The organism is Hassallia byssoidea VB512170 (assembly GCF_000817785.2).
GTDB classification, from domain to species: Bacteria; Cyanobacteriota; Cyanobacteriia; order Cyanobacteriales; family Nostocaceae; genus Hassallia; species Hassallia carrinoi.
The window spans coordinates 24,195-50,616 of sequence record NZ_JTCM02000045.1; the positions used below are offsets into that span (position 1 = coordinate 24,195).

A 26,422-nucleotide genomic window follows, 5' to 3' on the forward strand; every position below is an offset into this window, starting at 1 on the left:
AGCGACTCTGCCTCAGACAAATTCATCTTCTTAATCAGCAATACCTAAAATCGCTCAAACAGCCATTCATCGCCAACAATCTCCTCTAGGCGTTGAAGCAGTCGCGGGATAAAATATTCTGGATCGTTCAACCGTTGCTGAACAAACCAAGTATCAAAAGCTTCCTGTGTCTCAATACCTTGGGCATCTGCTGCCCCTGCAATCATCTTGAAACTACCCTCTTGGAGTTCCTCTAACTGCGGATGATTTTCACCGCGTTGGTAGCAAAATAATATTGCAGTTGCCCCTAGCAAAACTTCCATTTCATCACCTTGAGGTACTGCGTTATACAAAGCACGAATTAGCTGAATTGTATTTGTTAAAGAAGCTTGAATTCTTATCGTCAGCCAAGTTGCTTGAGCCAGGTAAACCAAACTGTTACTTTCATCTGTTAAGCCTAAGTTACCCAGAACTGTTACCAAATCTACATAAGCACGAATCTGTGCAAGTGCTGAAGCCGCTTGTAGATTTAAGTCTAACTCCCTAGCTTTATCTCCAGTTTCACCTGCCAAATAAGCCATGTTTGCCAAAGTAGCAGCTTTACCTTTAACATCGTTAATCTGCTCTTTTATTTCCAATGATTGCTGATAAAGTGCGATCGCACCATCAATATCTCCGCTTTGGGCAATTAAACCTGCCATTTGGTGCAAAGTAGCAGCTTTACCTCGAACATTGTTAATCCGCTCTTCTATTTCCAATGATTGCTGACAAAGTTTCATCGCGCCGTCAATATCTCCGCTTTGGGCTATTAAATAAGCCATGTTGTGCAGAGTATCAGCTTTTTGTTTCAAGTCCTCTTCCGGACAAAGGTCTAAAGCTTGCTGATAATGAGCTAAAGCATCCTCAACTTTGCCCAAAACTTCTTCAGCACGGGCGATGGTTCCCAAAATGCGGTAGTCTACATATTGCATTAGTTGCTGACAAAGCTGCACCGCTTCCATAAATCGGGAACTATTCACCCAATTTCTTGCGATATTGTCCCCAACGCTGACGGCAATTTCTTGCTCATCTGCTAGCAGTCCCAAACGCACAATTTCCAATGCTTCGGCTTCTGTGTGTTTCTCAGACTCCTCCCACCATACTTTATATAGTTTCCTTGCCGCTTGCTGTCGGGTTGTTTGCCATTCCTCTTCATTTAACACAGGTTGCAGCAACAATTCTAAAATCGTCGCTACTCGGTAATTGGGTGTCTGGCTTTTGTAAGTCGTGGCGGATTCCACTAAGCTGAGGCTGACGAGTTTAGTCATAACCGCCAGGAAATTAATTTCCTGGCTCATAGCTGAAGTCCGCTCAAGCGGACTAGAAATTTTCTCTGCTAAATCCTCAGTCCTCTTTAGAGGACTTTCGCTATTAGCCTGGGAATTTGATTCCCAGGCGGTATCGGTTGAGGTTGCAGCCTTCACAATATCCTCTGTCACTGGCAAACGAAACACGCTCAACCGCGCCAGAAATTTTCGCTCATCCTGATTTAACGCCTTGAGCAGTGTTTCCGCCAAAATATTCTCGCGAAATTCCTGCTGAGTCGCTTCCAACTTCGTCAACAACTCATCCGCTGCTAAACCCGGTTGCTTGACTACATCCAACAGCCATTTCAATAAACGCGGATTTCCGTCGGCAATTCTTATTATCCGTTGTTGGTGTACCTGTTGCTTTTCTTTTTCTAAATCCCGGCAGATTTTATCAACATCCGCCGGATTCATTGCTGCTAAAGATTCCAAATGCAGGCGGTGAGGTGGCAGCGTGTCTGATTTCAAGTAGCGACAGGTGACAATCAACCGACTCTCAGCTTGATTTTCCGCCAAAGCCGCACAAATCGCCCCGAAAATATCATAAGCTTCTGCCGTCATCCGCAGCGAACCATCAGCAATATTCGCTTGGGGGATGTTCTGCTCAAAGTCATCCAACACCAACAGCAGCGGTTGGTTGTGTTGAGTTTCAATAACTTCAAAAAAGTTTTGCAACCGCCCTTTCAAGGAAATTCCTGGTTGATTCAACAGTGCAGGCACATCTGCAAACCGCTCATACTTGCTAGAAAGCTTATTCAGCAACCCAACCTCATCCAGCGGTCCAATCAACACCACCCGCTGAAAATTCAAACGCTGCGCCTGTACTCTACCACACAACCGCGCCGCCAACGTACTTTTGCCCAGTCCGCCCATCCCGGCAAGAAACACGCCGATTTCCTCGCTGGTTTCCCGCAATGCCCGCAAACACCTTTGCAAAGGTCGTCTGCGTCCGACAAACTCAAATTGACCCGCTACTTTAACGATATTTTTCTCATCCAGAAATTCGCTCTCTGGCGGTAGAAATTTCAGCTTTTCTCGCCCCTTAGTTCTCAACGGTGTCACCAGTTGCTCAATTGGGCGCGTATCCCGATAAATCCGCAACAGATGCCAGTCGCTGCATTTGTCGGAAATCATCTTTTCTTGTGCTGCTTTTACCGCCTCTTCTACTGTTGCACCCGTCGCCAAAGCCTGATATAACGCTTGTGCCGCAATAATACCCGTGCGGTCAGACACCGGACGCGCCCAGCCCAAAACTACACCCGCCCCAGCCTTCACTAATTGTTGCGCCATCGAAGGCACCGTTCCCCGGTTGGCTATTTGTCCGGTGTGACAGCCAGAGAGAAATATCACGCGGGGAAAGCGTCCCCGAAAGGTTTGAGCTAAGTCCTTGACGGTAGTAATTTGCACATAACCCTCTTCATCCTCAGTGATGAAGCAAGGCGTATTTTCCTCTATTTTTCTATTTTTTGGCAGCAAATCGCCGTAGTCTTCTTTGGTATAAATTATCCCGTGTCCCGTCAGGTGAAAGACATCAAAATAGTCTTCCGGGTAGGATTTAACCAGATTGGCTAATTCTGTCACCGAGCCGCTTTCCTCTACAATCAAAGCTAAGGGCTGATCCTTGGTAGCTTGCAGAATGTTGGCTTCTTCCTGCTCAAAATCCAAAATTGGCTTTATCCCTTCTGGAGAAGTCGCCATGAACAGCAACCGCAACGGACGATTTTGCATTGCAGCAACTTTGGTGTTACGCTGCTGCACGGAACGCACTAACAACACGGCAATATCTTGCCGTTGCAGTAAAAACCCTGTGCGATCGCGTAGCAATTCCCAAGGCAAATGTGCTAGTCCCAAAGCTATACGTTCCGTTTCTGGGTTCAATCCCTGCGCTTCGCTAGTTTGGATCAAATCTAGATAAATCGTTTGTTCATCCGTCTCATCCAGCGACTTTCTCAGCCATCCTTCCTTGCCATCCAGCCAAGAATAAAGCTGTCGTCCAATTTCGGTAAGATAGGATAGGCGATCGCTCTCCTTAGAATAGTAATTTTGCTCACACTGGTCAATTAATGCTAATAACTCTACTTTATCCAGGCGACGCGAGCCATAATCACAGCGCAATTCAAAAGTTTGCTGTTGACTAAGGGCAAAAGTGAAGGTTATGGGCATAACTTGAATCAGTAGATTCCACAATTATATTCACAGTGCTATCACACAATTCCCGTATTTATGAGGAATCTTGCTAAATTCTTTCTTTTCCCCCCATCCCCCCCTCCCCCCCTCTCCCCCTCCCCCCGACACGCAAAAAGTTACCATAATCTTATGATTGACCCCCACGACTTCGAGGATGATGACTTTGAATTTGACGAAGAAGATTTCATCTTCCCGAAGCGCGTCAGCGAAATGACAGAAGGCGAATTGTTACAGCGCTTTAAGCGATTTTTCGACAGCAGCAGTCGCGCAATGTTGCAAGACTGCCGATTTCGCATTGAATACCACGAAGATGGCAAGGGTACTTTAGAGATTCTCTGTCCAAACGAAGTCGTCCGGCAACGCTTATCTAAAAAAACCCGCAAAATTAACAATCAGATCAACAGCTGTTGGCTTCATATTAAATCGTTTTCCCTCTGCGTTGAGGAAAATGGCGAAGTTGTTTGTGATACCTTTGTCCGTGGGGGATGAGGGGATGAGGGGGATGAGGGGGGGAGAGGGAGATGAGGGGGATGAGGGGGATGGGGGAGATGAGGGGGACAAGGAGGATAAACAACTCTTGACTATTGACCATTGACTATTGACCAATGACTATTGACTATTGACAAATGCCTAAAAAACAAAAATTTCCTTACTTAGTTGGTTCTAAATGGACAGCGCAGCAAAAAGTAGATGGTTGGCGACACTTCCAAGTAGTCAACCGCAAAAATCAGGCTAAGTGGGTTTATGCTGAGATGGTTGCTGCTTGTGACCCCAATGTTCGCTTCTGGCTCAACGCCAAATTATTACAAGATAATTCTCAGTGGCAAGCCGGCTGGCAAACATTAGAAGAAATAAGAGCAGTATCCGAGGATGTATCTTAACTTTACATATTACACTTTGTAGTTTGCGCTGGATTCGCGTTTTGTGCAAACTACAAACTCATCACATGAATATAAAAGTAGGACTAATTATATAAAGCTTGCCTCCGCAGCCTTAAAAGTCTTTGATTTTCTCTTAGTCCACGCAGGTGGACTTTGTAAATTTAGCCCCAGGCTTATAGCCTGCGGGGAGTTGGTGCAAGATATTTAATAAAATTTAATCAATATTCTGCAAATTAATAATTTTTTACAAAAAAGTAGAAATTAGAAAAGATTGAGCGATCGCCCAATCTTGCTTCACCAGCCAATTACCCATTTATTGTGATTGACAAAAGCAACTTTATTTGCATTTTCCGCATAAAAACCTGGATTTCCAAGCCGGAAAACTGAGTTTATCCCAACCAATCTGGCTTACACAGCCTTTGGTGTAAGTACTTCAGTTATAAAAATGAAGCACTCATAACTGAAATTGCCATTTCCCAAAATAAACTGGTTTCACATAACTTACTTCTATGAAATCCATTGAAAAAGCCGATGAAAGCTTTTTGTGTTTTGTAACTAATTTTATTTATTTAGGTACTAAAAACCTGAATTTTTACTTTTTTTAGGCTTTGTATAGTTTTATAGCTAATTAAAACCAAAATATGATTACTTGAGACAAAATCTGTCTAATATAACCCTATGACAGATTCACCGCCACTTCCTTTTACATTCGATTTAGATAATAATGACGAAGACCTCACACATCGCGCCTTGTGCGGCTAGGTGAAGGCAAATGTTTTAGCCAAGAAGTTCGATAAGAAACTATAAGAGGCAGACAAAAGTGAAATTAGCAGTTTACGGAAAAGGTGGTATTGGTAAATCCACAACCAGCTGTAACATCTCCGTCGCCCTAGCCAGACGCGGGAAGAAAGTTCTGCAAATTGGATGTGACCCAAAACACGATAGTACTTTTACCTTGACCGGGTTTTTGATTCCGACAATTATCGACACCCTGCAAGAAAAAGACTATCACTACGAAGATGTCTGGCCCGAAGATGTAATTTACAAAGGCTACGGTGGTGTCGATTGTGTTGAAGCGGGTGGTCCGCCTGCTGGTGCTGGATGTGGCGGTTACGTAGTTGGCGAAACCGTGAAATTACTGAAAGAACTCAACGCTTTTGATGAGTACGATGTGATTTTATTTGACGTACTCGGTGACGTTGTATGTGGTGGTTTTGCAGCACCTCTCAACTATGCTGATTACTGCTTGATTGTTACCGACAATGGTTTTGATGCTTTATTTGCGGCAAATCGCATTGCAGCTTCAGTACGCGAAAAAGCACGCACTCACCCATTGCGTCTAGCTGGTTTAATTGGTAATCGTACTTCCAAGCGCGACTTGATCGAGAAATACATCGAAGCAGTACCCATGCCAGTACTGGAAGTATTACCTTTGATAGAAGACATCCGCGTTTCTCGCGTCAAAGGCAAGACTTTGTTTGAAATGGCAGAAAACGATCCTTCTCTGAACTACGTTTGCGATTACTACCTCAACATCGCCGACCAAATTTTAGCGCGTCCAGAAGGTGTTGTACCTAACGATGCCCCAGACCGGGAATTGTTCTCTTTGTTGTCTGATTTTTACTTAAATCCGAGTAAACCCCAGGTTACTAATCCGGAAGAGGAATTAGACTTGATGATTGTATAAATCATCTATTTTCTCAGGATGAGGGACAATATGGCTTTCTTTTACAGCTTTACAGATTCTTTAAGACAAAAGTGGTTGCAATTTTTTCAGGTGAATCGTGACTGGATTACACTCCACATGGAGGTGGAATCGGTTTACACCCCCGATGGTGGAAAGCGACCACCGTCTTACCTCATCCTGGGAGTCGTTAACGCGCTGGAACCGAAACTAGCGCAGTTAATGCTGCCGTTTGCGAAATTGAATCCAGACGCAGATACTTTGATAGAAGTGCTGGATTTGCATTTCGATCCTGACATGGCTTTGGGCAACCGCGTCATGCCCAAAGCAGAAGCACAAGAAGACATGGAATCCGAAGGAGTCATGGAGGGAAAGCCCCATGATGAAACCTTGACGATTCCCAATGAAAATGGCTTTGGGGAAGAGGCAATTATTCACGAGTTCGTGATGGTAGATTCTCATCAAGAAATGCTGATACCAGATGAGTTTAGCCAAATGTCCCTAGGGGAAATTGCTGAAGTACCAGTGTCGAATCAAACTGCAAATGGATTTGGCGATATTTCTTTCAGTAACGGGCAAAACTCAAACCAAACACCCAGCAACGAATCTGTAGATGATTTTGGCGATATTTCCTTTGATGACTTGAAGGATAGCGACAGCAAAATCTCCGCAGCAACTACACCATCAGCTAACTTGGGGCAAAACATGCTGGATGATTTGGATACACCAGACGAAAATGTGTTTAGCGACGTGTTGTCTGATGTCTGGGGTGAAGAGAGATCGGCATCAGGGGAAGATTTGCCATCTGGCGTTTTTGACGACTCGGAAATTGCCCGCCTTTTCCCCAACGCGTAATTACAAAGTTAGGAGTTGTAGAGACGCGATATATCGCGTCTCTACGAGGAACTCCTAACTTTAAATACCACGGGGAGAAAATAATAAAATGACTGCTACTCAAGAACCATCAGCTTTAAATTTTGAGTGTGAAACTGGTAATTATCATACGTTTTGCCCGATTAGCTGCGTAGCATGGCTATACCAAAAAATTGAAGATAGTTTCTTTTTGGTAATTGGGACAAAGACTTGTGGCTACTTTTTACAAAACGCGATGGGGGTGATGATTTTTGCTGAACCCCGCTATGCAATGGCTGAGTTGGAAGAGGGAGATATTTCCGCACAGTTGAATGATTATGAAGAGTTAAAACGGTTGTGCTTGCAAATTAAACGCGATCGCAATCCGAGTGTAATTGTCTGGATTGGCACTTGCACCACGGAAATCATCAAAACTGACTTGGAAGGTTTGGCTCCCAAGCTAGAATCGGAAATTGGTATCCCCATCGTCGTAGCGCGTGCTAACGGTCTAGATTACGCCTTTACTCAAGGAGAAGATACTGTATTAGCTGCGATGGCTAATCGCTGTCCTGATAAGTCTCCGGTGGCGGAAACAGAGAAAAACGAGCGGAATGCGATCGCTAAATTACTCAACTTCGGTAAAAAGAAAGAAGATGTAGCTCAAGATGAATCTGAGTACGTAGACCATCCGCCTTTGGTTTTATTTGGTTCTCTCCCCGATCCGGTTGTAACTCAGTTAACTTTAGAACTGAAGAGACAAGGTATAAAAGTTTCCGGTTGGTTGCCTGCGAAACGCTTTACTGAACTGCCTGTACTCGAAGAAGGGTATTATGTCGCTGGTGTCAACCCCTTTCTCAGCCGTACAGCTACCACTTTGATGCGGCGTCGCAAATGTAAGTTAATTGGCGCACCTTTCCCGATTGGACCCGATGGCACTCGCGCTTGGATTGAGAAAATCTGCTCGGTGTTTGGTATTACTCCGAAAGGTTTGGATGAGCGAGAAGCGCAAATTTGGGAAGGTTTGGAAGATTATGTAAAATTGATTCGCGGCAAGTCTGTATTCTTCATGGGTGATAACTTGCTGGAAGTCTCTTTAGCGCGATTTTTGGTGCGCTGCGGAATGACTGTTCAGGAAATTGGCATCCCTTATATGGATAAGCGCTATCAAGCTGCTGAGTTGGCTTTCTTGGAGAAAACTTGTCAGGAAATGGGTTCACCTCTGCCTTCTATTGTTGAGAAGCCGGATAATTACAATCAGCTTCAGCGGATTTATGAGTTGAAGCCTGATTTGGTGATTACTGGTATGGCTCACGCTAATCCGTTGGAAGCACGCGGGATTAATACTAAGTGGTCTGTGGAGTTCACTTTTGCTCAAATTCACGGCTTTACGAATGCGCGGGATATTTTGGAGTTGGTGACTCGTCCGTTGCGTCGGAATAACAATTTGAAAGATTTGGGTTGGGATAAGTTGGTGAGGGAAGACGCTAAGGTTTAGGGTTTTTATTGAGCGAGATTATGTTAAGTTAGGGCGAACTTTGTGTTCGCCTTTTTTTTATACGAACCGCCAAGGCACCAAGAACGCCAAGAGAAGAGCGCCCTATAGTATCACTAATAGGACTTACGCAAAAACTCTCTCAAATTCTTATTCCTTGGTGTACTTGGCGTACTTGGCGGTTCGTTATAATCTCTTAGAAAAAATTGAACCATTAGAGTAAATTATGCTAAAAGACATTATAGAAGTTATTCCCCAAGATAATTATCAACTCTATCTAAAGTTTGAAGATGGAGAAAAAGGTATTGTTAATGTTAACCAAGGAAATCGAGTTTACGGGAGTTTTTGAACCTTTAAAAGATTTAAATTATTTTATAATAGTTAAAGTTAACCCTGAATGGTCATTGGATGAATATCTTACTTGCCGTTCAAACGAAGCATTGCAATAATTTGCATTGACGACTAATAAACATCGTCATGAGTACCAACATCCAACAGTAGAATAATCTCTTCCCCTGTTTCTTCATCTGTTTCCAAACAAAAAACAATCCGACAATCATATCCACAAGAACATGATAATAGTCCCGATAATTTACCCTCTAGCTTATGTGTACCTAAGCCAGCGCTAAAGACATCATTTTCCATCGCAACAATTGTTTCTTCAATCCTGGCTTGCAAATCTGCATTTCGATGAGCAAATTTTCGGAAAGATTTTTTAAACTTTTTACTCAGGACAATTTTGTGCATGGAAACAACTTTAACTATTTAAATATTCCCGTAGTTCTTGAATTGCTTCCTCTGCGGTTTGTGTTTTATATTCTCCCGATTTAAATTCAGCGATCGAGTCTTTTGCGTCTTTTGCTATTTCATTGCGATGAGCTTCAGAAAGTCGATTTTTTAAGATTTGTATCAACATTTCTTGCTGTTCTACAGGAAGACTCATAGCAGCATCTAAAACTTTATCTAGGTTACTCAAGTATTTTATCCTCCTTTAAAATTGGTGCGTTCGTGTTACCAAACGTAAATAAATCAAAATTAATTCAATAATGCGTCATACTCATCATGAGTTGCAATATCGGCTTCAGCTTTGGCAATTAGTCTATCTAAAATAGACTTTACTTAATTTTATCGTGTTTTATGGCGATCGCAGCCTTGATGGTGGGTGTTGGATTGCGATCGTACTAAATGAAACTATAATTTCGCTGTGATAAAAAGCAAAATTTAATGTAGGTTGGGTGGAGACGCACGAGATGTATCGAAGTTTAACGAATAATATGTTTTGCGTCTCCACCCAACGTTTAGATATTTCGGGTGATTTCAAAGTATAAATGTTGGGTTCCGCTTCGCTTCACCCAACCTACGATTATTAATATTTAAAAGTGTAATTCTTATTTCAATCGCCAAATTTTGATAGTCTTGTCATCGCTAGCACTAACAAGAGTTTTGCCATCTGGGCTAAAACTGACGGAAATAACTGGAAGGGAATGACCTCTAAGAGTGCCTATTTCTTCTTCCGTTGCTAGATTCCATAGTTTGATTGTCTTATCAGTACTAGCACTAACAAGGGTTTTGGCATCTGGGCTAAAACTGACGGAAATAACTCTGCCGGAATGCCCTTCAAGGGTGCGGATTTGCTCTTTGGTTGTCGGATTCCACAGTTTGATCGTGTTATCAACACTACCACTTGCAAGGGTTGTGCCATTTGGACTAATGGCGACGGAATGAACCCAGCCAGAATGCCCAGTGAGGGTGCGGATTTGCTCTTTGGTTGTCGGATTCCACAGTTTGATCGTGTTATCAGCACTACCACTTGCAAGGGTTGTGCCATTTGGACTGATGGCGACGGAAGTAACCGCGTTAGAATGCCCAGTGAGGGTGCGGATTTGCTCTCCTGTTGCCAGATTCCACAGTAGGATGGTGTGGTCAGAATTAGCACTAGCAAGGGTTTTGCCATCTAGGCTGAAGGCAACAGAAATAACCGCGAAAGAAAGCCCTGTGAGGGTGGAGATTTGCTCTCCTGTTGCGATATCCCACAGTTTGATGGTGCCGTCATCACTACCACTGGCAAGGGTTGTGCCATCTGGGCTTATGGCAATGGAATAAACCCCGCTAGAATGCCCGGTAAGGGTGCGGATTTGCTCTCCTGTTGCCAGATTCCACAGTTTGATAGTGTTGTCATTACTACCACTGGCAAGGGTTGTGCCATCTGGGCTTATGGCTACCGAATAAACCCCGCTAGAATGCCCTGTGAGGGTTTTTTGTAATAAAATTCCGCTTGGTATGCTGGCAATTATAGATATTGGATTAGTTGGAAAAAAGCCATAACGAACATAGCCATATATTTGAGTTCCAACTACTGTAATAGCAGCACCCAGCAGAAATATTTTTCTTAAATTAAGCATGACTGTATATTTACTGGCAGATGGAAGTATTATCAAGCATTTACTAGGATTTTTCAGTAAAACTACTGTTTATTTTTCTTTCTTAATTACTTCGCTGGTCTCGGTTATGTTGCTTTTATCACAGTAAATCTGTTTGTATCACAACTTACTACCTTAGAGTAGGAAGAGAATAAGAGAATAAGCTATAACTCTGCGCTCCTCTGCGTTTACCTCTGCGCGACGGCAGTCGCTACAACGGGGGGAACCCCCGCAACGCGCTGCCTCCCCTCTGCGTTGAAAAACTTATGTCTTGACTTCACTTATAACCATCAATAATCATTTTCTCATCCATCACTGCCACCAAAACTGACAAATCTGGAGTAACTCTTTCACCTAAATCTAATTCACTCACAGCAGCCTCAAAAGTTTTTCCTTGAAGTATCAAATAACCCACTTTTATCAATTCATTCCAAGTTATATCGCTTTCCACATAAGCTTTAACTAAAGTAATCAGCAAGTCTTGATATTTATTACCCTCAGCTTTAGTCATCATAGTATGGGGAATTTCTAGAGTTTTATCAAAGCGGTGATACCATGATGGCTGCTGTTTTAATACAGATTCAAATAAAATCTTTATTTCATGGTGGTTGATAGCGCGATCGCTTTCACTATAAATCACAAACATCGGCACTGTTGACTCTTTTTCCACGCGCGACAAAATCTCTTTACCCATATCCAAAAATATCCTAAATGCTGGAATCAAAAAGCCATTATAACCAAAGTTACCGGAATTATCTTTATTTAACCATTCGTAATAAATAGGCAGCACTTCTACTAAAAAATCTACTACTGCATTATTACTACCAAGAGATGGCGCAAATAATAAACTTCGCTCAATTTCTTGGGGACGTTCTAGTGCTAACCAAGCTGCTAAATTTGCCCCAGTAGATAATCCGCCGACTATTACTTTATCTCCTAACTTTTGAGCAACTTCCAACCAAGAAAAAGCAAATTGTTGATAAATTTCGATTTCACTTGGCAAAGGAGGTGGATTATCCTTGTCCCATTTTCCTGCGACTCCATGACCGGGCTGCAATGGAACTAAAACATTATAACCTGCTTCAAATAATGCTTTTCCTAGTGGCTCAAATTGATAAGGACCCGCTGTAAATCCGTGGAAGAAAAGGCAAATTTTGGCAGTAGGTTCGGGGTGAAAAAAGAATTTGGGACGGCAAGCTTCGTTTTTTATTGGTAAAGTATTCTCAAGCTTTTTAGCTTGCTGGATGATGGCTGCTGTTATGGTCGAATAGTCAGACATATTCATTTATACAGAATTCGTTCTATTTTAAGTAACAACCACAACTTACTTAAATCTGTTATTGGACGGATAATGGCGATCGCATGATTCCAAACGCCCCTAGCAACCCTAAAAAGCAGCGTTTCCCCCTTTCCCCCTTTCCCCCTTCCCCTTATGATGTTATGGCGTTACCAAAGCCAAGTTAAACTAGGTCTGGTGACAGCCGCTCCACCGTTCGTTGTGAGGCTTTTATGGGAGCTAATCTGCAACAGATTGCCAAATACCTAGACAAACTTGGTTGGGATTACCGTCTTGATGACGAAGAAGACCGTATTATCACAGGTGTGGAAGCAGAAAATTTAGAGGATTTTCTGATTGTTGTCCAGTTGGATGAAGAGGGAAAATTTTTCCGGGTATTTGCCCCTCAAGTTCTTCAGGGAGTGAAAGACCATCCTTATAAAGGAGCTATCCTCCAAACGATGCTTGCTATTTCCTGGGAAACAAAAATGCTTCAATGGGAGTATGACCCATCTGATGGCGAAATCCGGGCGATTATTGAGTTTCCCCTAGAAGACTCAATTCTTACCGAAAAACAATTTAACCGTTGTCTTTCCGGTTTAATTCAAATTGTCGATAGCGTTGCCATCCCGCGCTTGCAACAAGTAATGGTAACAGGACAAGATCCTGGAAATGTGGAACTCGGCGAAAGACTATTGCTGAGTATTCAAGAAGAAGCTCCAGGATTACTAGAACTTCTGGAGAAGGCAATGGAAGCACGGAAAAAACGCGGAAGTTTTCCTAACGAGTGAGGCGAATTATCACTCTTTATAGCTATACTCCAAAGTGATACCCTCACTATATACTGAATTTTTCTAGGGCTGGATTTTATGACATCCTATGCAACCTCCTCTGCCAAAGCGGAAATGAGTGAACTTCGGCGGTTGAAAAACTTACTACCACCAGAATTGCAGAGCTGGGTAACGGTTGAAGGCACAACTGAGGTTAATCCACCCCTGGTCCGCTGCGAAGAAATTGGCAAAGACCAGGTAGAAATCCAAATTGACCTGGTGAAATGGGATGCGCTCGCAATGGATCAGCGTAACCTACTTTTTTGGCACGAAGTCGCCCGCGTGCAAAATGACACGATCCCCAAAGATGGATGGGAAATGGCGGCTCTAGCGATTGGTTTAGGAGGTGCTGTCGGTGAATTGTGGGTGCAGGATGGATTGCTGCTGGTGTTAGCCTTGGCTCTTTGTGGCGTTTCTGGCTGGCGATTATATCAAAAGAATAATGGCGAAAAGCAAATAAGAGAACTGATCGACGCAGATGAAAAAGCGATCGCACTAGCAACTCGCTTCGGTTACAGTCTCCCCAACGCTTACAAAAGTCTCGGCAGCGCTTTAAAAACCCTAATTGACAACACTGCCAGCAAGCGCGAACGCTCTAAATACGAAGGACGCCTCTCTGCACTCAAACGCAGCGCTAATAAAGCAAAAGCCAAATCTAAGACTATTGATGATGGGGCAATGTAGGACAAGGGGACAAGGGGACAAGGGGACAAGGGGACAAGGAGGACAAGGAGGACAAGGAGGACAAGGAGGACAAGGAGGCAGGAGGCAGGGGGCAGGGGGCAGGGAGCAGGGGGAGTTTGTCTCTCCATCCCCCCATCCCCCCCTCTCCTTGTCTCCTTGTCTCCTTGTCTCCCCATTCCCTCTTACCTAAGAACGCCGTTTCAGCCAAAAGCCACTCAAACCTAGCAGCATTATCCCAACAGTTGCCGTTGGTTCTGGTACTTTCTTAGATGGTGGAATAAAGTTGCCTAATTCAGCGGCAGTCACTTTAAATGAATAAAGGTAGCCAGGAATCAACTTTTGACCTGGAGGACAGCCTTTGTCGATGGGTATGCGGCTAACGCTAGTGCCATTGCTGTTACTGCAAATATCATACTGAGTTGGCTGATCGTCAATTTGCGTCACGCTGTAATCATTATCAGTGCCAATTAGCAGCGCGTAGGAACCATCTTTAAGTTGTGGACCGATCGCTAGTCCTTCCATTTTTTCTGCTATCTTTGTCCAATCTCCCGGATTATCTGGACTCAAAGCTTTCGCAATATCCAAAAATAGCGATTTGTTCACGGGATTGATTCCCGCTAGCAAAGTATTAGTATTTGCCAGACTGATACCGCTAACATCGGTTGCATCGGTCAGGTTAATCTTGTATACACGCTTGCTAGCAACAGGCTGTGGTGTTGTCGATGAATTTTCAGTTAAACCTAGTAGTGCGTCTACCCCAAACCCGCGATTATCTCGTTCTAGTACTAAAAATTCTTTGTCATTCAAAGCTGTAATTGCACTGATCCCAATATTGCGACCTTGGGAATTTGCCCCAAAATCATCATCAGTTCCGGGAATGCGATCGTTAATATCTGCCAAACTTTCTAATTGATAAATGTACTGAGCAGTACTTTTACCTGTTTTCGTATCAAATTCTACTAATCTTATATTGCGACTGCGCCGACCATCTGGCGAACCTTCATTTACCAAGGGGTCTTGCAGCAATGTATATAGTTTGCTGCCATCTGGACTAAGAGTCAATCCTTCAAATCCTCGGTTATCTTGACGACCGGTGGTAATGGTTGGACGACCATCAACATAGTTAATTGTCCCATCACTCTGTTTGGGAATTATATTTTCTGGAGTTGCAAATGCCCGGAGAAATGAGCCTGTAGGACTGAATTCGTAAACAGACGGACCATATTCATCAGAGACGTAGAAGTTGCCGTTAGAAGCGACAGCAAACCCCTCTGAGTCAAAACTAAGACCAAGAGATGCTTTATTGCCGTTAGGTAATAAATCAGGCTTCAAGCCGTTGAAGTTTTGACCATCCTTGGTGAAAAGAATAGTGTCTAATAATTTAAAGTTAGCGATCGCCCCCGTTTTTGAGTCAACATCCAAAGAAAATTTCTCTCCTCGCGGATTGTAGTCAATTACACCGCCACCCGGACCGCGATCGCTTAAACCGTAATAAACGTTTTGGTAGCGATCGTAGTAGAGATCCGAGAAAAATCCCAAACGGTTGGCGTTAGCACCATTACCAAGAGAAGAATATAAATCCGTACTTTCACTCCCGATTGTCAGAGTATTGGTCAGAGAAAGACCGTAGGCTGATGTTGCATACCCCGTAATACTAGCTGCACAGACCATCACCGAACAGCTTAATACGGAAAGCCAATGTTTTGCTTTCATCATGGCTAAGACCCAAATAATCACCTTTCTCAGCATCTGACTTTGGTATTAAGAACAGATTAACCGTAAAAGTATGTACTGATTTTGACGCCAAAAATTCATCAAATTTATTTTTTGCTTGATGATAGCTTTACAAAACTGTTTGGGGGAGCGTGGATGATAGTTATTAGTTAGTGGCTAACAACTAATAGGTAAACCAGTGCTGGAGCGGATTTGAGGTAAAAATTATCTGAAAAATAAGGCATGAAGAAGTGGTTCGCCCCAAGTCTTGCTAATGTTATCGTGTAGACAAGGTAGATTTTGCAGCTCAACCTATTCTATTAAAATGGGTAGTGAGACAGGATTCTTTGTGAATTTCACTCATCACGTAATCCAGGCGATCGCTCTATCCGACAAATCAAGGGTGCATTCCAAGTGTGAGCGCTATCACAAAAGTGACAGTGCGAATCACAAAGAGCAAACCGAATAAAAATTTGACGTGTTCCCACATTTAGTCCTTCTTCTTGAATGGCACAAAAGACCTCGACCAGGCGTGCGGTTGGTGTAACAGTATTAGCAGTCATTCGATGATAGCAACGCCTACTCGTCGCGCCGACACAACAACAAGGATGTTTTTTAGCTTTTTGTTATATTGTGAATCGTCGCAGACGATATTCAATTTCACACTAAGCTACTAGCAATTAACTTTGATTCCTATTGGTTAAGCACGATAGTTCGGTTATTCGCTAAGACAAAACACTGTTTGGCAGATTACATTTATAAGGCAACGAAAGTGCAGAGCTTCATGACTAGCCAACCCAAAGAGGTGGATTTTCCGGTTACTTCCCTAAACGACACGGCTATAGTGCAGATACCCGCACGGTTGAGCGTGCTTGAGGCTGTAACCTTTAAGCAAACCTGCCAAGAGTTAATCGAGGTAAATTCCCATCCCAAGCAAATAATTATTGACTTCCACCAAACTACTTTTATGGACAGTAGTGGTTTAGGTGCCCTCGTCAGTAATTTGAAAACCGCTCAGGAAAAAGGAATCGCTCTTACACTGCAAAACGTTACCCCTCAGGTAATGGCAGTGCTTAACCTCACAGGACTGGATCAGGTTTTTTCGATTGAGTCTCTTGGAGACACACCCCCAAGAGAACCCCAAAAGTTGGGTGAGCAGTTACCGACTACTCATCCAAGCGTGCGCTCTTGGATGAAACGGGTTATAGATGTTATCGGGTCATTGGTAGGTTTAGTAATTACGGCAGTTTTATTTATTCCCATAGCCACTGCCATTCAAATCAACGATCCCGGTCCGATTTTCTTTAAGCAAACCCGCTGTGGTTGGATGGGTAAACGTTTTCAGATTTGGAAATTCCGCTCGATGTGTGTCGATGCAGAAGCGAAGAAAGCTCAAGTCAAAAATCAAGTCGAAGGTGCTTTCTTTAAGAATGACAACGACCCAAGAATTACACGCGTAGGGCGCTTTTTGCGGCGAACCAGTTTGGATGAACTCCCCCAATTTTGGAACGTCCTCAAAGGAGAAATGAGTTTAGTTGGCACCAGACCACCCACACCCGATGAGGTGGAACGCTATGAAGTACCGGAGTGGCAACGTTTGGATGTTAAACCCGGTATGACCGGAGAATGGCAAGTAAATGGGCGCTCTGCTGTACGTAGTTTTGAGGATGTAATTCGCTTAGATTTGCAGTATCAAAAAAACTGGAGCTTAGTATACGATTTAAAACTGATTTTCAAAACGGTAGCCGTCCTCTTTAATAGAAATAGTGGTGCTGTTTAGCCAATTACCCAAATTAGTGCAACAGGAATGAGCGCAATCGACAAAGTGTAAGTAGCGGTAATTCATGAATTACCACTACTGTATAATAGACTTTTCAATTATTTTTGCGCTTATTCCTATGCAAGAAAGAAGGACAGTTTCACCAAAGCACGCAAGTGTCCTATTCTTGTCTTTTAACCTAGAGCAATATGACTTTTGACTTTTGACTAATTCAGAATCCCGGTTTCTTAAAGAAACCGGGATTCTCGTTTATTTGAGAAACCGGGATTCTCGTTTTTACCCGCCTTACGCAAAACATCTGCCAAAATAAAGATTTTAAAAGTTATTTGAGTAGATTTACATAAATTTTTGTAACCATACGAGTGCGTAGACGCAAAGCGGTGAAGCAGCGCGGTCTTGGGGAGCCAGTGCGTTGGACGGGTCTCCCGGCTTGAAGCATCTGGCGTGGTTTCCCCCATGAGCGACTGCACCAAGCCGAAGGGCTTGTCGATAGACATCGCCTTCATACTCCCAATAGTCTTTTTGAAAAAACCCCTAGCGATTAAGCAACAGAACCCGCAAAGCGATGGTTTGTATGTTGCCAATGTATTTTCTCTTTAAAAATGCCTCCAGCAAAGCTGCTGGCACACAATTTGCAATATTTTTTAAGTTCTACTATCTCAATTTTTAAGTCAGAAATTGATTAAAAACCGTGGCAATACCGCTATTGTTAGCAAAATCTGCCGTGTCTCGTGTCCTATTAAACTAATAATTATACGGTTTTTACGTAAACTGAGAATAAAAATATATACTTAAAAAATTAATCAAATAGTAAAAAAAACATCATGTATTAACTCAGCACATGCTATCAAATTTTACTCAATCTTCAACGACTAATCACTGACATCAAGAGATTTTAAAGCCAAAATGAAAACATAAGTGCTACGCAAGTGCGAAACGATTTTGCTAGCAAGTGTTGTCATTAATTGAACAAAAAACTGGGGTCATTCTGAATAATTTTTTATGCGAATTTTAATTTACTCCTACAACTACTATCCAGAACCAATTGGTATTGCCCCTCTAATGACTGAATTAGCAGAGGGACTAGTCAAACGCGGGCATGAAGTACGCGTAGTTACTGCTATGCCTAACTACCCTGAACGTCAAATATACGAAGGCTATCGGGGCAAGTTATATCTTAATGAATATAAAAATGGCGTTCAAATCCAACGCAGTTATGTTTGGATTCGTCCTCAACCCAACTTGCTAGATCGAGTGTTGCTAGATGCTAGCTTCGTTGTCTCCAGTTTTTTGCCCGCGCTTTTTGGCTGGCGTCCAGATGTAATTCTCTCCACGTCACCATCTTTACCGGTTTGCATCCCAACTACCCTTTTAGGATGGCTGCATGATTGCCCGGTAGTGTTAAATCTTCAAGATATATTACCCGAAGCGGCTGTTCACGTCGGTTTACTCAAAAATAAATTTCTCATCCAGGTTTTTGCCACTTTAGAAAAATTTGCTTACCGCACTGCAACAAAAATTAGCGTCATCGCCGATGGTTTTGTAGACAATTTGCGTTCTAAAGGTGTACCTGCTAACAAAATTGTGCAAATTCCTAACTGGGTTGATGTTAATTTTATCCGCCCTTTGCCGAAAGAAAATAACGCTTTTCGTGCCGCACATAACCTAGATGGCAAATTTGTGGTGCTGTATTCGGGAAATATTGCCCTCACCCAAGGCTTAGAAACTGTTGTCAAAGCTGCTGCTGCGTTGCGCGATGTTCCAGATATTGCTTTTGTGATTGTGGGTGAGGCAAAAGGTTTGCAGCGATTGCAACAAGAATGTCAAGATATCGGTGCAGATAACGTTTTGCTACTGCCTTTTCAACCCCGCGAAAAGCTGCCAGAAATGTTAGCAGCTGCTGATGTCGGTTTGGTGGTGCAAAAGAAAAATGTTATATCCTTCAATATGCCATCAAAAATTCAAGTGCTACTTGCCAGCGGTCGGGCGTTAGTCGCATCTGTACCCGATAATGGTACAGCAGCAAGAGCCATCAGACAAAGCGGCGGGGGTGTTGTGGTGACTCCAGAAGACTCGCAAGCGTTAGCAGCGGCAGTTTTAGACTTGTACCAAAATCCAGAAAAAGTTAAAACTCTCGGTTATAACAGTCGCCAATTTGCGATTGAGCAATATTCGTTTGACCAAGCCTTAAATAATTATGAGTTGTTGTGTTACTCAGTCAAGGCACAGACTCCAGTTATTGAGTCTACGGTAGTGTCAAAACAGGAAGTGTAATCTATAGTACCATTAGATTAAAATCGCACGCCAGAAGCAGGAGATAGTTTTAAACTAGCTCCTGCTTCTGGCTGTTTAAATGTGTAAAATATAGGTATATATGGCAAAAAGTTAGGCGATCGCACTGGTTCACCCAATTCAAAGTTATAAGTAAGTGGACATAATTAAACATAAAATGTATTCATTCGTAGTGAGCGGTTTACCGCTCATGGCTAGGCTTTCAAGGGCTGAAGCCCTTACTACAAAAAGCTATTTACACTCCTGATAATTAACTCGGTTAAAATAAAATAGAAATTTCTCATTCACCTCGAAAGCGGTTTTTTGCCAAAAGCTTCAATTCGTTATAGCCATTATGCGCGAACAAGTCCTCGCCTGGTTAGCAGAAAATGTGCCTCCTTCTAGAGTCAACCATATTCTCAGAGTAGAGCAGATGGCAACCGAGCTAGCTGTTCATTATCAACTTGAAGATGTAACAAAAGCTGCTACCTGTGGGTTGATGCACGATTTGGCAAAATACTTTCCGCCACAAAAACTCTTGTCAATCGCACGTAAAGAAGGTTTGGAAGTTGATTATGTGATGGAAGCCGCCCCCCATCTGTTACATGCAGACGTAAGTGCTATTATCGCTAGAGATACATTTGGCGTAGAAGATGAAGAAGTATTACAAGCGATCGCCAATCACACTTTAGGTAGACCAGGTATGAGTCTCCTAAGTTGTATCGTGTTTGTAGCAGATACTCTGGAACCAGGACGCGGCGATACCCCAGAATTAGAAAATCTACGAGCTATTAGCCGAGAAAATATAGACTATGCTGTTTGGAAAACTAGCGATTATTCTTTAAAATTCTTAATCGAAAGTTCTTGCTTGATTCATCAGCGCACAATCTTAACCCGGAATTGGTTCTTGCAAAAATCACGCAAGCAAACCACAATCCGTCCCTTTGTCAGCTGAGGTCGATGGTAACTTCATCACACCAATTATCAATGCAACTTCAACGACAATCGATTTTTTGTTAGTATTCAAAAAAACCAGTTCGCACTTTTACAATTCTATTAAATTTTATTAATTAAGAATTGTAAAAAGTAGTTGCCAAAAAACAGAAAGCACCTGAGGTTTAATGTCTGATTTCCAAGGAATTCCATTACAATCTGTATTTTTAAGCGAGAAAGCACTTCTTAGCTCATCAACTGACAGCGACCAGATGAGTAGAAAGTTAGCGGAAACGATAGTCGTTGCAGCATCAGATCGCAAAGCAGGTGATATTGTATTGCTTCATGTAGCAGAAGTATCTTACTTGGCGGATTACTTTGTGATGATGACTGGTTATTCAAGAGTACAAGTAAGAGCGATCGCCGACGCAATAGAAGAAAAAGTCTTTACAGAGTTACAACGAAATCCCTTGCGGACAGCAGGAAAAGCCGAGGGAAATTGGGTTTTGCAAGACTACGGCGACATAATCGTTCATGTGATGATGCCTAAAGAACGCGAGTTTTATAATTTAGAAGCGTTTTGGGGTCATGCGGAACGCATAGAGTATCCAAAACCGGATGAGGGTGGGGGTAAACCAACATGATAAATTCCTCGGTTTCAAATTGCCCAGTTCCCGCTGAACAGCAACCGCTGAATGAGTATGAAGAATTAAAAATTTCTTGGCTATTTCGTGATTGCACCTTAAGTTGGCGCGAGTATATCACAAAAATGGTTTGGATTTGGGGTTTATCTTGGGTGGTGGCAGCACCAGTTGCGGCAGCAAGTTTTACCCCAAATAAGTATATTGCCCAGTTTGTGCTGTGTGGAGCAGGTGGAGCGAGTGTAGGGGTAGTTCTGGGACTGATAAGGCTGTATTTGGGCTGGTCTTATATACGCGATCGCCTGTTCAGTCCGGTAATATTTTATGAAGAATCAGGTTGGTACGACGGACAAACTTGGGCAAAACCCCAAGAAGTGCTAATGCGCGATCGCTTAATCGTCAGCTATGAAATCAAACCAATTATCCGTCGCTTACAAATAACGAGTCTTTGCTTGGCGGGATTGCTAGTTGCTGGTACGATAATTTGGCATTTACTTTAAATAGTTAGGAGTGATTAGTTAATCAAGTCATAACTCATAACTCATAACTCACAACTCCAAAAAATGATATATTCTCACCCATGACCAGGGGAAAACGAACTCAAGCGGCAGCACTTGAAGTAAGGTTGCTGCGGGAAGGGATTATTGAATCGAGGCACATAGTCCAAGCTGTTGTCTGCGATGAACGGGGACGGGTGCTATGCGTTGCGGGAAACGCCGAAACAGCAACTTTTGTCCGTTCAGCCCTCAAACCATTTCAGGCACTCGCAGTTACCACCACAGGTACACTGGAACGTTATGATTTGAGCGATCGCGACTTAGCAATTATCGTATCTTCTCACAAAGGTACAATCGAGCAGGTACGACAAGCATTTAATATTCTTTGGCGTGCCGATCTCGATCCAAGCGCACTTCAATGTCCGATTCCCGAAGGTAAAAAAAGTCGTTTGGAATACAACTGCTCTGGTAAACATGCGGGGATGTTAGCCGTGTGTCAGCAGCGCCATTTTCCTTTAAATAACTACTTGGAACGCAAACACCCCATCCAGCAGTTGATTGTCAGCAAAGTAGCAGAATTGCTACGAATGCCGGCAGAAGAATTTATCAGCGCTCGTGATGATTGTGGCGTACCTACTTATTTCATGCAACTTGCTCAAATAGCGTCTTTATATGCTCTGCTAGCGTCGGGTAACAATTTGGATATGGAGCGCATTGTCCGTGCCATGACTCATCACCCCAATTTGGTCGCAGGAGACGGAGAATTTGATACAGAACTAATGCGCTTGGCTCCAGGAGAACTGGTAAGTAAATCCGGTGCCGAAGGAGTACAGTGCATTTCTCGACTTGGTGAAGGCATGGGATTGGCAATTAAAGTCATAGATGGGGCAAAGCGAGCAAAATACGCTGTTGCCATTCATGTGCTTCAGCAGATGGGCTGGATTAGCCCCAGCGTCGCTCAAAGTTTGTCAGAAAAGTTTATGAACTTCGGAAAATACAAGCGTTTAGAAGTTGTTGGAGAATTATCACTTTTGTAGTTGCCAAATTTAAAAACTTGGGTTATAGTTAATAAAGACGACGCGGGATAGAGCAGCCTGGTAGCTCGTCGGGCTCATAACCCGAAGGTCAGTGGTTCAAATCCACTTCCCGCCACCAAGTTAAAAAACGAATTAAAAAACAAACCCTGTAACACTCAAAAGTTGCAGGGTTTTGTTTTATGCTGTTACTCTTCATGCGGACGAAGCGTGGTTGGTCTCGCAGGCATTATGACGCGGGATCAAGCATCGGTGGCATCTTGGCGAACTTGTGCAGATCCGGGTTCATGTAATCCCACGGCTGGGCTTTGCTAGTGTAAATATCCATCACAGGTCGAAACCAGCTTGGGTCATCGAGACTCCCTGCCATAATGCCCATAAACTCAGGGTTTGGGGGTTTGCTAAATAATCGGGAACCGCAGTTTGGGCAAAAGCCTCGACCAACAATGCTGCCACTATCGCCAATTACATCATAGTATTTCACATCTCCGGTGATGGTGACTGTATTCTGCGGCACGAGAAGCCCGGAAGCATAAGCACTTCCTGTCACTCGTTGACAATCGCGACAGTGGCAATTCCCCATTGCAAGCGGTTCCGCTGAACATTCATAGCGGACAGATCCGCACAGACAACCGCCAGTAAATTTTATCCCCATAAGAATATCTCTCCTTGGAAGCTCTAAGTTTTGTTACTTCTAGGACGCAGGTGCAACTAACACAGTTATTTAATTCGTAGGGTGGATGTGTCCAGTGCCCACCAACCAAAAGATGACAATAAAAGTGCGTCCTGATTTATAAAGTAACGATCGCACTCTTATTTGGTCTTACAAGTTTTTACTTTTTTTACACGTTTCTGCTATTTTTCTCGAACGACCTTAGGCGTAACTCCCAGCAAGCGCTTAAAATGATTGGTTAAATGCCCCTGATTGGCAAAGCCGACCTTATAAGTGATATCCGCGATTGACAAGTCACTTTTGAGGAGGAGTTCAAGAGCGCGATCGACGCGGCACTTGATGACAAACTGATGGGGTGAGTATCCCGTTGATTGTTTGAATAATCGAGAGAAGTGAGAGAGACTCATCTTAGCCAAGTCAGCCAATTCAATCAAGCCAATATCACAATCAAGGTTGGCATGAATGTAATCAATGACTTGTTGTAATTTGTACTTAGGCAAGCCACTTGTTGTGATTTGCTCTTTTGGAAAGCGAAAAGCGTAATGGTGGAAAAGATGGGTGACGAGAAACGTGGCAGCAGATTCTGCATATAAGCGGCTAGAATGCCGATTCTGTTCTAATTCAGCTTTTAGCGCTAGCCCAATTTGATAAATCAGCGGGTCAAACGTCGGAAATTGAGGATGCAGTTCAAGACAATTTAAGTCAATCGATTCAGAGAGAGTACGGGCAAGAAAGCCGGAATTCAAACCCAAAGTAATGCCTTTGCTTTTGTGGTTGTCTGATTGCCAATAAGCTGTGCCGCGTGGAATGATGAGACTATGACCCGTGACAAGCGAGCTTTTTTGCGATCGCCCATTAATTCGCGCTTCAATAACATAATCAGACGGCATTTCTGTATAAATATGAATCGCATGTTGTGGAAAGATAATCTCCTCTGGCAATGCACTTGCGCTGTTGCTATGAGTGAACTGGAAGCGGATACCGCTCCAAAGCGAATCGTCGTTGGAGAGTAGAGATTGACGATTAAAGCTTTTTAAGATTGCCTTTTCTATAGCGCAGCATTCATGCTCTGTCTTTGACATGACTCTCACCTTTTTTAGATCGGCTGATGATAAAAATTAGGAGACAGCAACGGTAAATTCAGATACTCAATTTTCATTTTTGGCAATAATGAGACGTTTCGGCGAAACGTCTCTACATTATGTTGAATTTTTTACGTATTTGGTTCATAAGCTATGATACCAAATACACTTTGTTGAGACTGACAAGCGGCAGGTAAACCACGTTTAGCCCGGTATCGTGATGCTTGGGAGTTAATCTTACAGCATATATAGGTAAAGAAAATTGTCCGGAGTTGCCTGTGGAATTTGTCCAAGGGAATTTTTGATCTATTCTGGAGGAGAAGGGATCGAAAAAGCGCGGAGAATCATAGTTGTGAAGTTGCAGCGACCGATTTTAGTGGGAGGATTGGGACTGTCCTTTTCTCTATGGATTTTACAAAATATGCACCATTCAATGGTGCAGGTGGGAGAGTTTGGTTTATTAAGTCTGGTAGCAGTTGGTGGTGGTTTGTGGTTATTTAAGCCAAATCGCGGCAAAAATGCTGCCGATATCTTTGATGGAATGCCTGTAAATCAAGCTAGAGTAGAAGAAGCGATCGCACTTACTGAAGTCGTAATTAACCAACTTGCAGGTGAAGCTGAAAACCATCCAGCTTTAAAAACGCTGCGAGAACAAGTTAATCAATTATTCTTTGAATTAGATAGACAAGAAATTAAACTAGCTGTAACCGGCGGAAAGTCGGTAGGTAAAACCACCTTAATTAAAGTTCTACAGCCAAATTTTGCATCTGTACAATTCCACGAGACAGCACCTTTGTTTGTAGAAGCAGGTGAAAAGTCAGATACTGCTACTTCAGAAGTTAATCAATCTGATTTTGTTCTGTTTTTGACAAACGGTGATTTGACAGATTCAGAATTTCAAAGTTTACAGCAGCTAAAGGCAGCAAATCAACCTGCAATGCTGGTTTTTAACAAACAAGACCAGTATCTACCAGACGAACGCGCAAGCGTGTTACTGTCGTTAAAACAGCGGATGCAGACGAATGTAGTTGCAACAGCGGTGTCTCCTTTGCCCATCAAGGTGCGGAAGCATCAAGAAGACGGTTCCCTGCAAGAATGGATGGAACAGCCTGTGCCAGACATTCAGCAGTTAACACAGCAGTTAAATGAGATTGTCGCACAGCAAAGACAACAAGTGGTGTGGACAACTACGATGAGAAAAGCGAAGTTGTTGAAAGCTGATGCGAAGAAGTTGTTGAATCAGGTGAGACGCGATCGCGCAACTCCGATAATAGAACAATATCAGTGGATAGCTGCGGCTGCGGCATTCGCTAACCCAGTACCAGCGCTGGATATCTTGGCAACAGCGGCAATTAATGCCCAAATGGTAATGGATTTGGGTGGTATTTATCAGCAGAAATTTTCTTTAGAACAAGCGCAAACTGTAGCCGGTGCAATGGGAAGTTTGATGCTGAAACTCGGTTTGGTGGAACTTTCTACAAAAGCTGTTAGCACTGTCCTTAAGAGTAACGCTGTCACCTTTGTTGCTGGTGGTGTCGTGCAGGGTGTGAGTGCAGCTTATCTTACCAGAGTAGCAGGTTTAAGCTTAGTAGAGTATTTCGAGCAGCAGGAAATAGCCTTAAATTCTGAAGGTGGTTTGAATTTGGATAAATTGCGGCAAACTTTGCAAAACGTCTTTGTGCAAAATCAGCAAATTAATTTTTTGCAGGGGTTTGTTAAGCAAGGTGTGAAGCGTTTGTTACCAGAAGCACAGGCTGAAGCTATTAGTGGTTAAAAGGTAGGAAGAATAATCTCACGCAAAGCCAAGCCAGCGCCGTGCGGGGGTGGAGGAGTTTGAGGCGACTGGCGCGCAAAGACGCAAAGGATTTCTTCTTTGTCTTTGCGTGAGACTTAATCAAGTAAATTATTTAAAACGTATTAAATTAAATGGTTGATAAATATTCTTTTTTAGATATTTTCCCAAAATTGCAGCAAGTTATAGCAGAACAATTATTAGCAGAGAAAGAGAGTATCACTTTAGACACACCAATTTTTCTTCCTGTGGAATTCATATCTCCATTTGACGCGAGGATTTGGCGTTGCATAATTGAAGTATGAATTCAAGCGATCGTTATGCAATGTCCAAGGTGTGAATCAACTCATATTCGTAAGAATGGTAAAAAGGCAA

General features: G+C 42.9%; 25 protein-coding genes, 1 tRNA gene and 2 pseudogenes. 18 read left to right on the forward strand and 10 right to left on the reverse strand.

The features are described 5' to 3' along the window. Positions 1 to 44 precede the first annotated feature (44 nt). Positions 45 to 3,488: a CHAT domain-containing protein gene (locus PI95_RS19015; protein WP_163519003.1), complete on the reverse strand. Its 3,444-nt coding sequence runs from the start codon at positions 3,486 to 3,488 to the stop codon at positions 45 to 47. 153 nt (positions 3,489 to 3,641) lie between these two features. On the opposite strand from PI95_RS19015, the gene PI95_RS19020 reads away from it, so the two are divergent. The 6 genes from PI95_RS19020 (at position 3,642) to PI95_RS36045 (ending at position 8,770) form a co-directional block, all read left to right on the forward strand. Further along, positions 3,642 to 4,001, forward strand: a complete 360-nt coding sequence (locus PI95_RS19020; protein WP_039754548.1) for a hypothetical protein — start codon at positions 3,642 to 3,644, stop codon at positions 3,999 to 4,001. Positions 4,002 to 4,138: 137 nt separating this feature from the next. Beyond that, the gene (locus PI95_RS19030) at positions 4,139 to 4,393 is read left to right on the forward strand and encodes a TIGR02450 family Trp-rich protein (RefSeq protein WP_039754549.1); all 255 of its coding nucleotides are present in this window, start codon (positions 4,139 to 4,141) and stop codon (positions 4,391 to 4,393) included. A gap of 820 nt (positions 4,394 to 5,213) precedes the next feature. After that, complete coding sequence (gene bchL / locus PI95_RS19035; RefSeq protein WP_039754550.1) at positions 5,214 to 6,080, forward strand: ferredoxin:protochlorophyllide reductase (ATP-dependent) iron-sulfur ATP-binding protein; 867 nt, start codon at positions 5,214 to 5,216, stop codon at positions 6,078 to 6,080. Positions 6,081 to 6,110: 30 nt separating this feature from the next. Then, a complete protein-coding gene (locus PI95_RS19040) occupies positions 6,111 to 6,932 on the forward strand; it encodes a DUF5331 domain-containing protein (protein ID WP_039754552.1) in 822 nt (273 codons plus the stop codon). An 88-nt stretch (positions 6,933 to 7,020) separates the two neighbouring features. Further along, positions 7,021 to 8,424: a ferredoxin:protochlorophyllide reductase (ATP-dependent) subunit N gene (locus tag PI95_RS19045; RefSeq protein ID WP_039754553.1), complete on the forward strand. Its 1,404-nt coding sequence runs from the start codon at positions 7,021 to 7,023 to the stop codon at positions 8,422 to 8,424. A 223-nt stretch (positions 8,425 to 8,647) separates the two neighbouring features. Beyond that, on the forward strand, positions 8,648 to 8,770 hold the full coding sequence (locus PI95_RS36045; protein ID WP_236117111.1) for a DUF2442 domain-containing protein: 123 nt from the start codon (positions 8,648 to 8,650) through the stop codon (positions 8,768 to 8,770). Between the two features lie 113 nt (positions 8,771 to 8,883). Here PI95_RS36045 and PI95_RS19055 read toward each other — a convergent pair whose 3' ends face one another. From PI95_RS19055 to PI95_RS19070, 4 genes and pseudogenes are all read right to left on the reverse strand, one after another. After that, the gene (locus PI95_RS19055; protein WP_039754554.1) at positions 8,884 to 9,168 is read right to left on the reverse strand and encodes a type II toxin-antitoxin system RelE/ParE family toxin; all 285 of its coding nucleotides are present in this window, start codon (positions 9,166 to 9,168) and stop codon (positions 8,884 to 8,886) included. A 10-nt stretch (positions 9,169 to 9,178) separates the two neighbouring features. Then, complete coding sequence (locus PI95_RS19060) at positions 9,179 to 9,397, reverse strand: hypothetical protein (RefSeq protein ID WP_029635415.1); 219 nt, start codon at positions 9,395 to 9,397, stop codon at positions 9,179 to 9,181. A 412-nt stretch (positions 9,398 to 9,809) separates the two neighbouring features. Further along, positions 9,810 to 10,676 (reverse strand): annotated as a pseudogene (locus PI95_RS19065) (WD40 repeat domain-containing protein); the annotation flags it as partial. A gap of 442 nt (positions 10,677 to 11,118) precedes the next feature. Beyond that, complete coding sequence (locus tag PI95_RS19070) at positions 11,119 to 12,120, reverse strand: alpha/beta hydrolase (protein WP_039754560.1); 1,002 nt, start codon at positions 12,118 to 12,120, stop codon at positions 11,119 to 11,121. 230 nt (positions 12,121 to 12,350) lie between these two features. Here PI95_RS19070 and PI95_RS19075 point away from each other — a divergent pair, with 230 nt between their 5' ends. The 3 genes from PI95_RS19075 to PI95_RS19085 all read left to right on the forward strand — a co-directional run bounded on the left by PI95_RS19075 (position 12,351) and on the right by PI95_RS19085 (position 13,821). After that, complete coding sequence (locus PI95_RS19075) at positions 12,351 to 12,908, forward strand: hypothetical protein (protein ID WP_039754562.1); 558 nt, start codon at positions 12,351 to 12,353, stop codon at positions 12,906 to 12,908. A 78-nt stretch (positions 12,909 to 12,986) separates the two neighbouring features. Next, positions 12,987 to 13,631: a DUF3318 domain-containing protein gene (locus tag PI95_RS19080; protein ID WP_039754564.1), complete on the forward strand. Its 645-nt coding sequence runs from the start codon at positions 12,987 to 12,989 to the stop codon at positions 13,629 to 13,631. Continuing rightward, on the forward strand, positions 13,615 to 13,821 hold the full coding sequence (locus PI95_RS19085) for a hypothetical protein (protein WP_039754566.1): 207 nt from the start codon (positions 13,615 to 13,617) through the stop codon (positions 13,819 to 13,821). Before PI95_RS19080 ends, PI95_RS19085 begins: the two co-directional genes overlap by 17 nt. Here PI95_RS19085 and PI95_RS19090 read toward each other — a convergent pair. Next, entirely contained in the window at positions 13,818 to 15,347 is a 1,530-nt protein-coding gene (locus PI95_RS19090) for an esterase-like activity of phytase family protein (protein WP_039754959.1), read from the reverse strand. The two genes, PI95_RS19085 and PI95_RS19090, sit on opposite strands and share 4 nt — an antisense overlap. A gap of 225 nt (positions 15,348 to 15,572) precedes the next feature. After that, a pseudogene (locus PI95_RS19095) lies at positions 15,573 to 15,907 on the reverse strand (radical SAM protein); the annotation flags it as partial. A gap of 221 nt (positions 15,908 to 16,128) precedes the next feature. Between PI95_RS19095 and PI95_RS19100 the strand changes: the two are divergent. Continuing rightward, positions 16,129 to 17,124, forward strand: coding sequence for an anti-sigma factor antagonist (locus PI95_RS19100; RefSeq protein ID WP_039754960.1), 996 nt, complete (start codon positions 16,129 to 16,131; stop codon positions 17,122 to 17,124). A 227-nt stretch (positions 17,125 to 17,351) separates the two neighbouring features. On the opposite strand, the gene PI95_RS19105 is transcribed toward PI95_RS19100, so the two are convergent. Then, complete coding sequence (locus PI95_RS19105) at positions 17,352 to 17,621, reverse strand: hypothetical protein (RefSeq protein WP_163519004.1); 270 nt, start codon at positions 17,619 to 17,621, stop codon at positions 17,352 to 17,354. 505 nt (positions 17,622 to 18,126) lie between these two features. Here PI95_RS19105 and PI95_RS19110 point away from each other — a divergent pair. The 6 genes from PI95_RS19110 (at position 18,127) to PI95_RS19135 (ending at position 22,621) form a co-directional block, all read left to right on the forward strand. Then, positions 18,127 to 19,398 (forward strand): glycosyltransferase family 4 protein, encoded by a 1,272-nt coding sequence (locus tag PI95_RS19110; protein ID WP_039754571.1) that lies wholly within the window; start codon positions 18,127 to 18,129, stop codon positions 19,396 to 19,398. Between the two features lie 352 nt (positions 19,399 to 19,750). Beyond that, the gene (yqeK, locus tag PI95_RS19115; RefSeq protein ID WP_039754573.1) at positions 19,751 to 20,350 is read left to right on the forward strand and encodes a bis(5'-nucleosyl)-tetraphosphatase (symmetrical) YqeK; all 600 of its coding nucleotides are present in this window, start codon (positions 19,751 to 19,753) and stop codon (positions 20,348 to 20,350) included. 166 nt (positions 20,351 to 20,516) lie between these two features. Then, positions 20,517 to 20,972 carry a ribosome silencing factor gene (gene rsfS / locus PI95_RS19120; RefSeq protein WP_039754575.1) on the forward strand — a complete coding sequence of 152 codons (456 nt, stop codon included), beginning with the start codon at positions 20,517 to 20,519 and terminating at the stop codon, positions 20,970 to 20,972. After that, positions 20,969 to 21,469, forward strand: coding sequence for a CGLD27 family protein (locus tag PI95_RS19125; RefSeq protein WP_039754576.1), 501 nt, complete (start codon positions 20,969 to 20,971; stop codon positions 21,467 to 21,469). Before rsfS ends, PI95_RS19125 begins: the two co-directional genes overlap by 4 nt. Before the next feature lie 80 nt (positions 21,470 to 21,549). Further along, positions 21,550 to 22,503 carry an asparaginase gene (locus tag PI95_RS19130; RefSeq protein WP_039754577.1) on the forward strand — a complete coding sequence of 318 codons (954 nt, stop codon included), beginning with the start codon at positions 21,550 to 21,552 and terminating at the stop codon, positions 22,501 to 22,503. A 41-nt stretch (positions 22,504 to 22,544) separates the two neighbouring features. After that, positions 22,545 to 22,621, forward strand: a tRNA-Met gene (locus tag PI95_RS19135). Positions 22,622 to 22,729: 108 nt separating this feature from the next. Here the strand turns inward: PI95_RS19135 and PI95_RS19140 are convergent. Both PI95_RS19140 and PI95_RS19145 read right to left on the reverse strand, forming a co-directional pair. Then, positions 22,730 to 23,155, reverse strand: coding sequence for a GFA family protein (locus PI95_RS19140; RefSeq protein WP_039754582.1), 426 nt, complete (start codon positions 23,153 to 23,155; stop codon positions 22,730 to 22,732). Between the two features lie 200 nt (positions 23,156 to 23,355). After that, positions 23,356 to 24,255, reverse strand: coding sequence for an AraC family transcriptional regulator (locus PI95_RS19145; RefSeq protein ID WP_052325893.1), 900 nt, complete (start codon positions 24,253 to 24,255; stop codon positions 23,356 to 23,358). 346 nt (positions 24,256 to 24,601) lie between these two features. Here PI95_RS19145 and PI95_RS19150 point away from each other — a divergent pair, with 346 nt between their 5' ends. Continuing rightward, positions 24,602 to 26,029 (forward strand): slr1306 family protein, encoded by a 1,428-nt coding sequence (locus PI95_RS19150; protein ID WP_039754962.1) that lies wholly within the window; start codon positions 24,602 to 24,604, stop codon positions 26,027 to 26,029. A 338-nt stretch (positions 26,030 to 26,367) separates the two neighbouring features. Next, the coding region (locus tag PI95_RS37665; RefSeq protein WP_444881579.1) for a transposase-like zinc-binding domain-containing protein at positions 26,368 to 26,422 on the forward strand (55 nt) is incomplete at its 3' end.

What these genes read in the sequence shown, in the direction of transcription:
- PI95_RS19015 (WP_163519003.1), bottom strand. Translation starts at nt 3,488, where the DNA reads ATGCCCATAACCTTCACTTTTGCCCTTAGTCAACAGCAAACTTTTGAA.
- PI95_RS19020 (WP_039754548.1), top strand. Translation starts at nt 3,642, where the DNA reads ATGATTGACCCCCACGACTTCGAGGATGATGACTTTGAATTTGACGAA.
- PI95_RS19030 (WP_039754549.1), top strand. Translation starts at nt 4,139, where the DNA reads ATGCCTAAAAAACAAAAATTTCCTTACTTAGTTGGTTCTAAATGGACA.
- PI95_RS19040 (WP_039754552.1), top strand. Translation starts at nt 6,111, where the DNA reads ATGGCTTTCTTTTACAGCTTTACAGATTCTTTAAGACAAAAGTGGTTG.
- PI95_RS19045 (WP_039754553.1), top strand. Translation starts at nt 7,021, where the DNA reads ATGACTGCTACTCAAGAACCATCAGCTTTAAATTTTGAGTGTGAAACT.
- PI95_RS36045 (WP_236117111.1), top strand. Translation starts at nt 8,648, where the DNA reads ATGCTAAAAGACATTATAGAAGTTATTCCCCAAGATAATTATCAACTC.
- PI95_RS19055 (WP_039754554.1), bottom strand. Translation starts at nt 9,168, where the DNA reads ATGCACAAAATTGTCCTGAGTAAAAAGTTTAAAAAATCTTTCCGAAAA.
- PI95_RS19070 (WP_039754560.1), bottom strand. Translation starts at nt 12,120, where the DNA reads ATGTCTGACTATTCGACCATAACAGCAGCCATCATCCAGCAAGCTAAA.
- PI95_RS19075 (WP_039754562.1), top strand. Translation starts at nt 12,351, where the DNA reads ATGGGAGCTAATCTGCAACAGATTGCCAAATACCTAGACAAACTTGGT.
- PI95_RS19080 (WP_039754564.1), top strand. Translation starts at nt 12,987, where the DNA reads ATGACATCCTATGCAACCTCCTCTGCCAAAGCGGAAATGAGTGAACTT.
- PI95_RS19085 (WP_039754566.1), top strand. Translation starts at nt 13,615, where the DNA reads ATGATGGGGCAATGTAGGACAAGGGGACAAGGGGACAAGGGGACAAGG.
- PI95_RS19090 (WP_039754959.1), bottom strand. Translation starts at nt 15,347, where the DNA reads ATGATGAAAGCAAAACATTGGCTTTCCGTATTAAGCTGTTCGGTGATG.
- PI95_RS19100 (WP_039754960.1), top strand. Translation starts at nt 16,129, where the DNA reads ATGACTAGCCAACCCAAAGAGGTGGATTTTCCGGTTACTTCCCTAAAC.
- PI95_RS19105 (WP_163519004.1), bottom strand. Translation starts at nt 17,621, where the DNA reads ATGTCTATCGACAAGCCCTTCGGCTTGGTGCAGTCGCTCATGGGGGAA.
- PI95_RS19110 (WP_039754571.1), top strand. Translation starts at nt 18,127, where the DNA reads ATGCGAATTTTAATTTACTCCTACAACTACTATCCAGAACCAATTGGT.
- yqeK (WP_039754573.1), top strand. Translation starts at nt 19,751, where the DNA reads ATGCGCGAACAAGTCCTCGCCTGGTTAGCAGAAAATGTGCCTCCTTCT.
- rsfS (WP_039754575.1), top strand. Translation starts at nt 20,517, where the DNA reads ATGTCTGATTTCCAAGGAATTCCATTACAATCTGTATTTTTAAGCGAG.
- PI95_RS19125 (WP_039754576.1), top strand. Translation starts at nt 20,969, where the DNA reads ATGATAAATTCCTCGGTTTCAAATTGCCCAGTTCCCGCTGAACAGCAA.
- PI95_RS19130 (WP_039754577.1), top strand. Translation starts at nt 21,550, where the DNA reads ATGACCAGGGGAAAACGAACTCAAGCGGCAGCACTTGAAGTAAGGTTG.
- PI95_RS19140 (WP_039754582.1), bottom strand. Translation starts at nt 23,155, where the DNA reads ATGGGGATAAAATTTACTGGCGGTTGTCTGTGCGGATCTGTCCGCTAT.
- PI95_RS19145 (WP_052325893.1), bottom strand. Translation starts at nt 24,255, where the DNA reads ATGTCAAAGACAGAGCATGAATGCTGCGCTATAGAAAAGGCAATCTTA.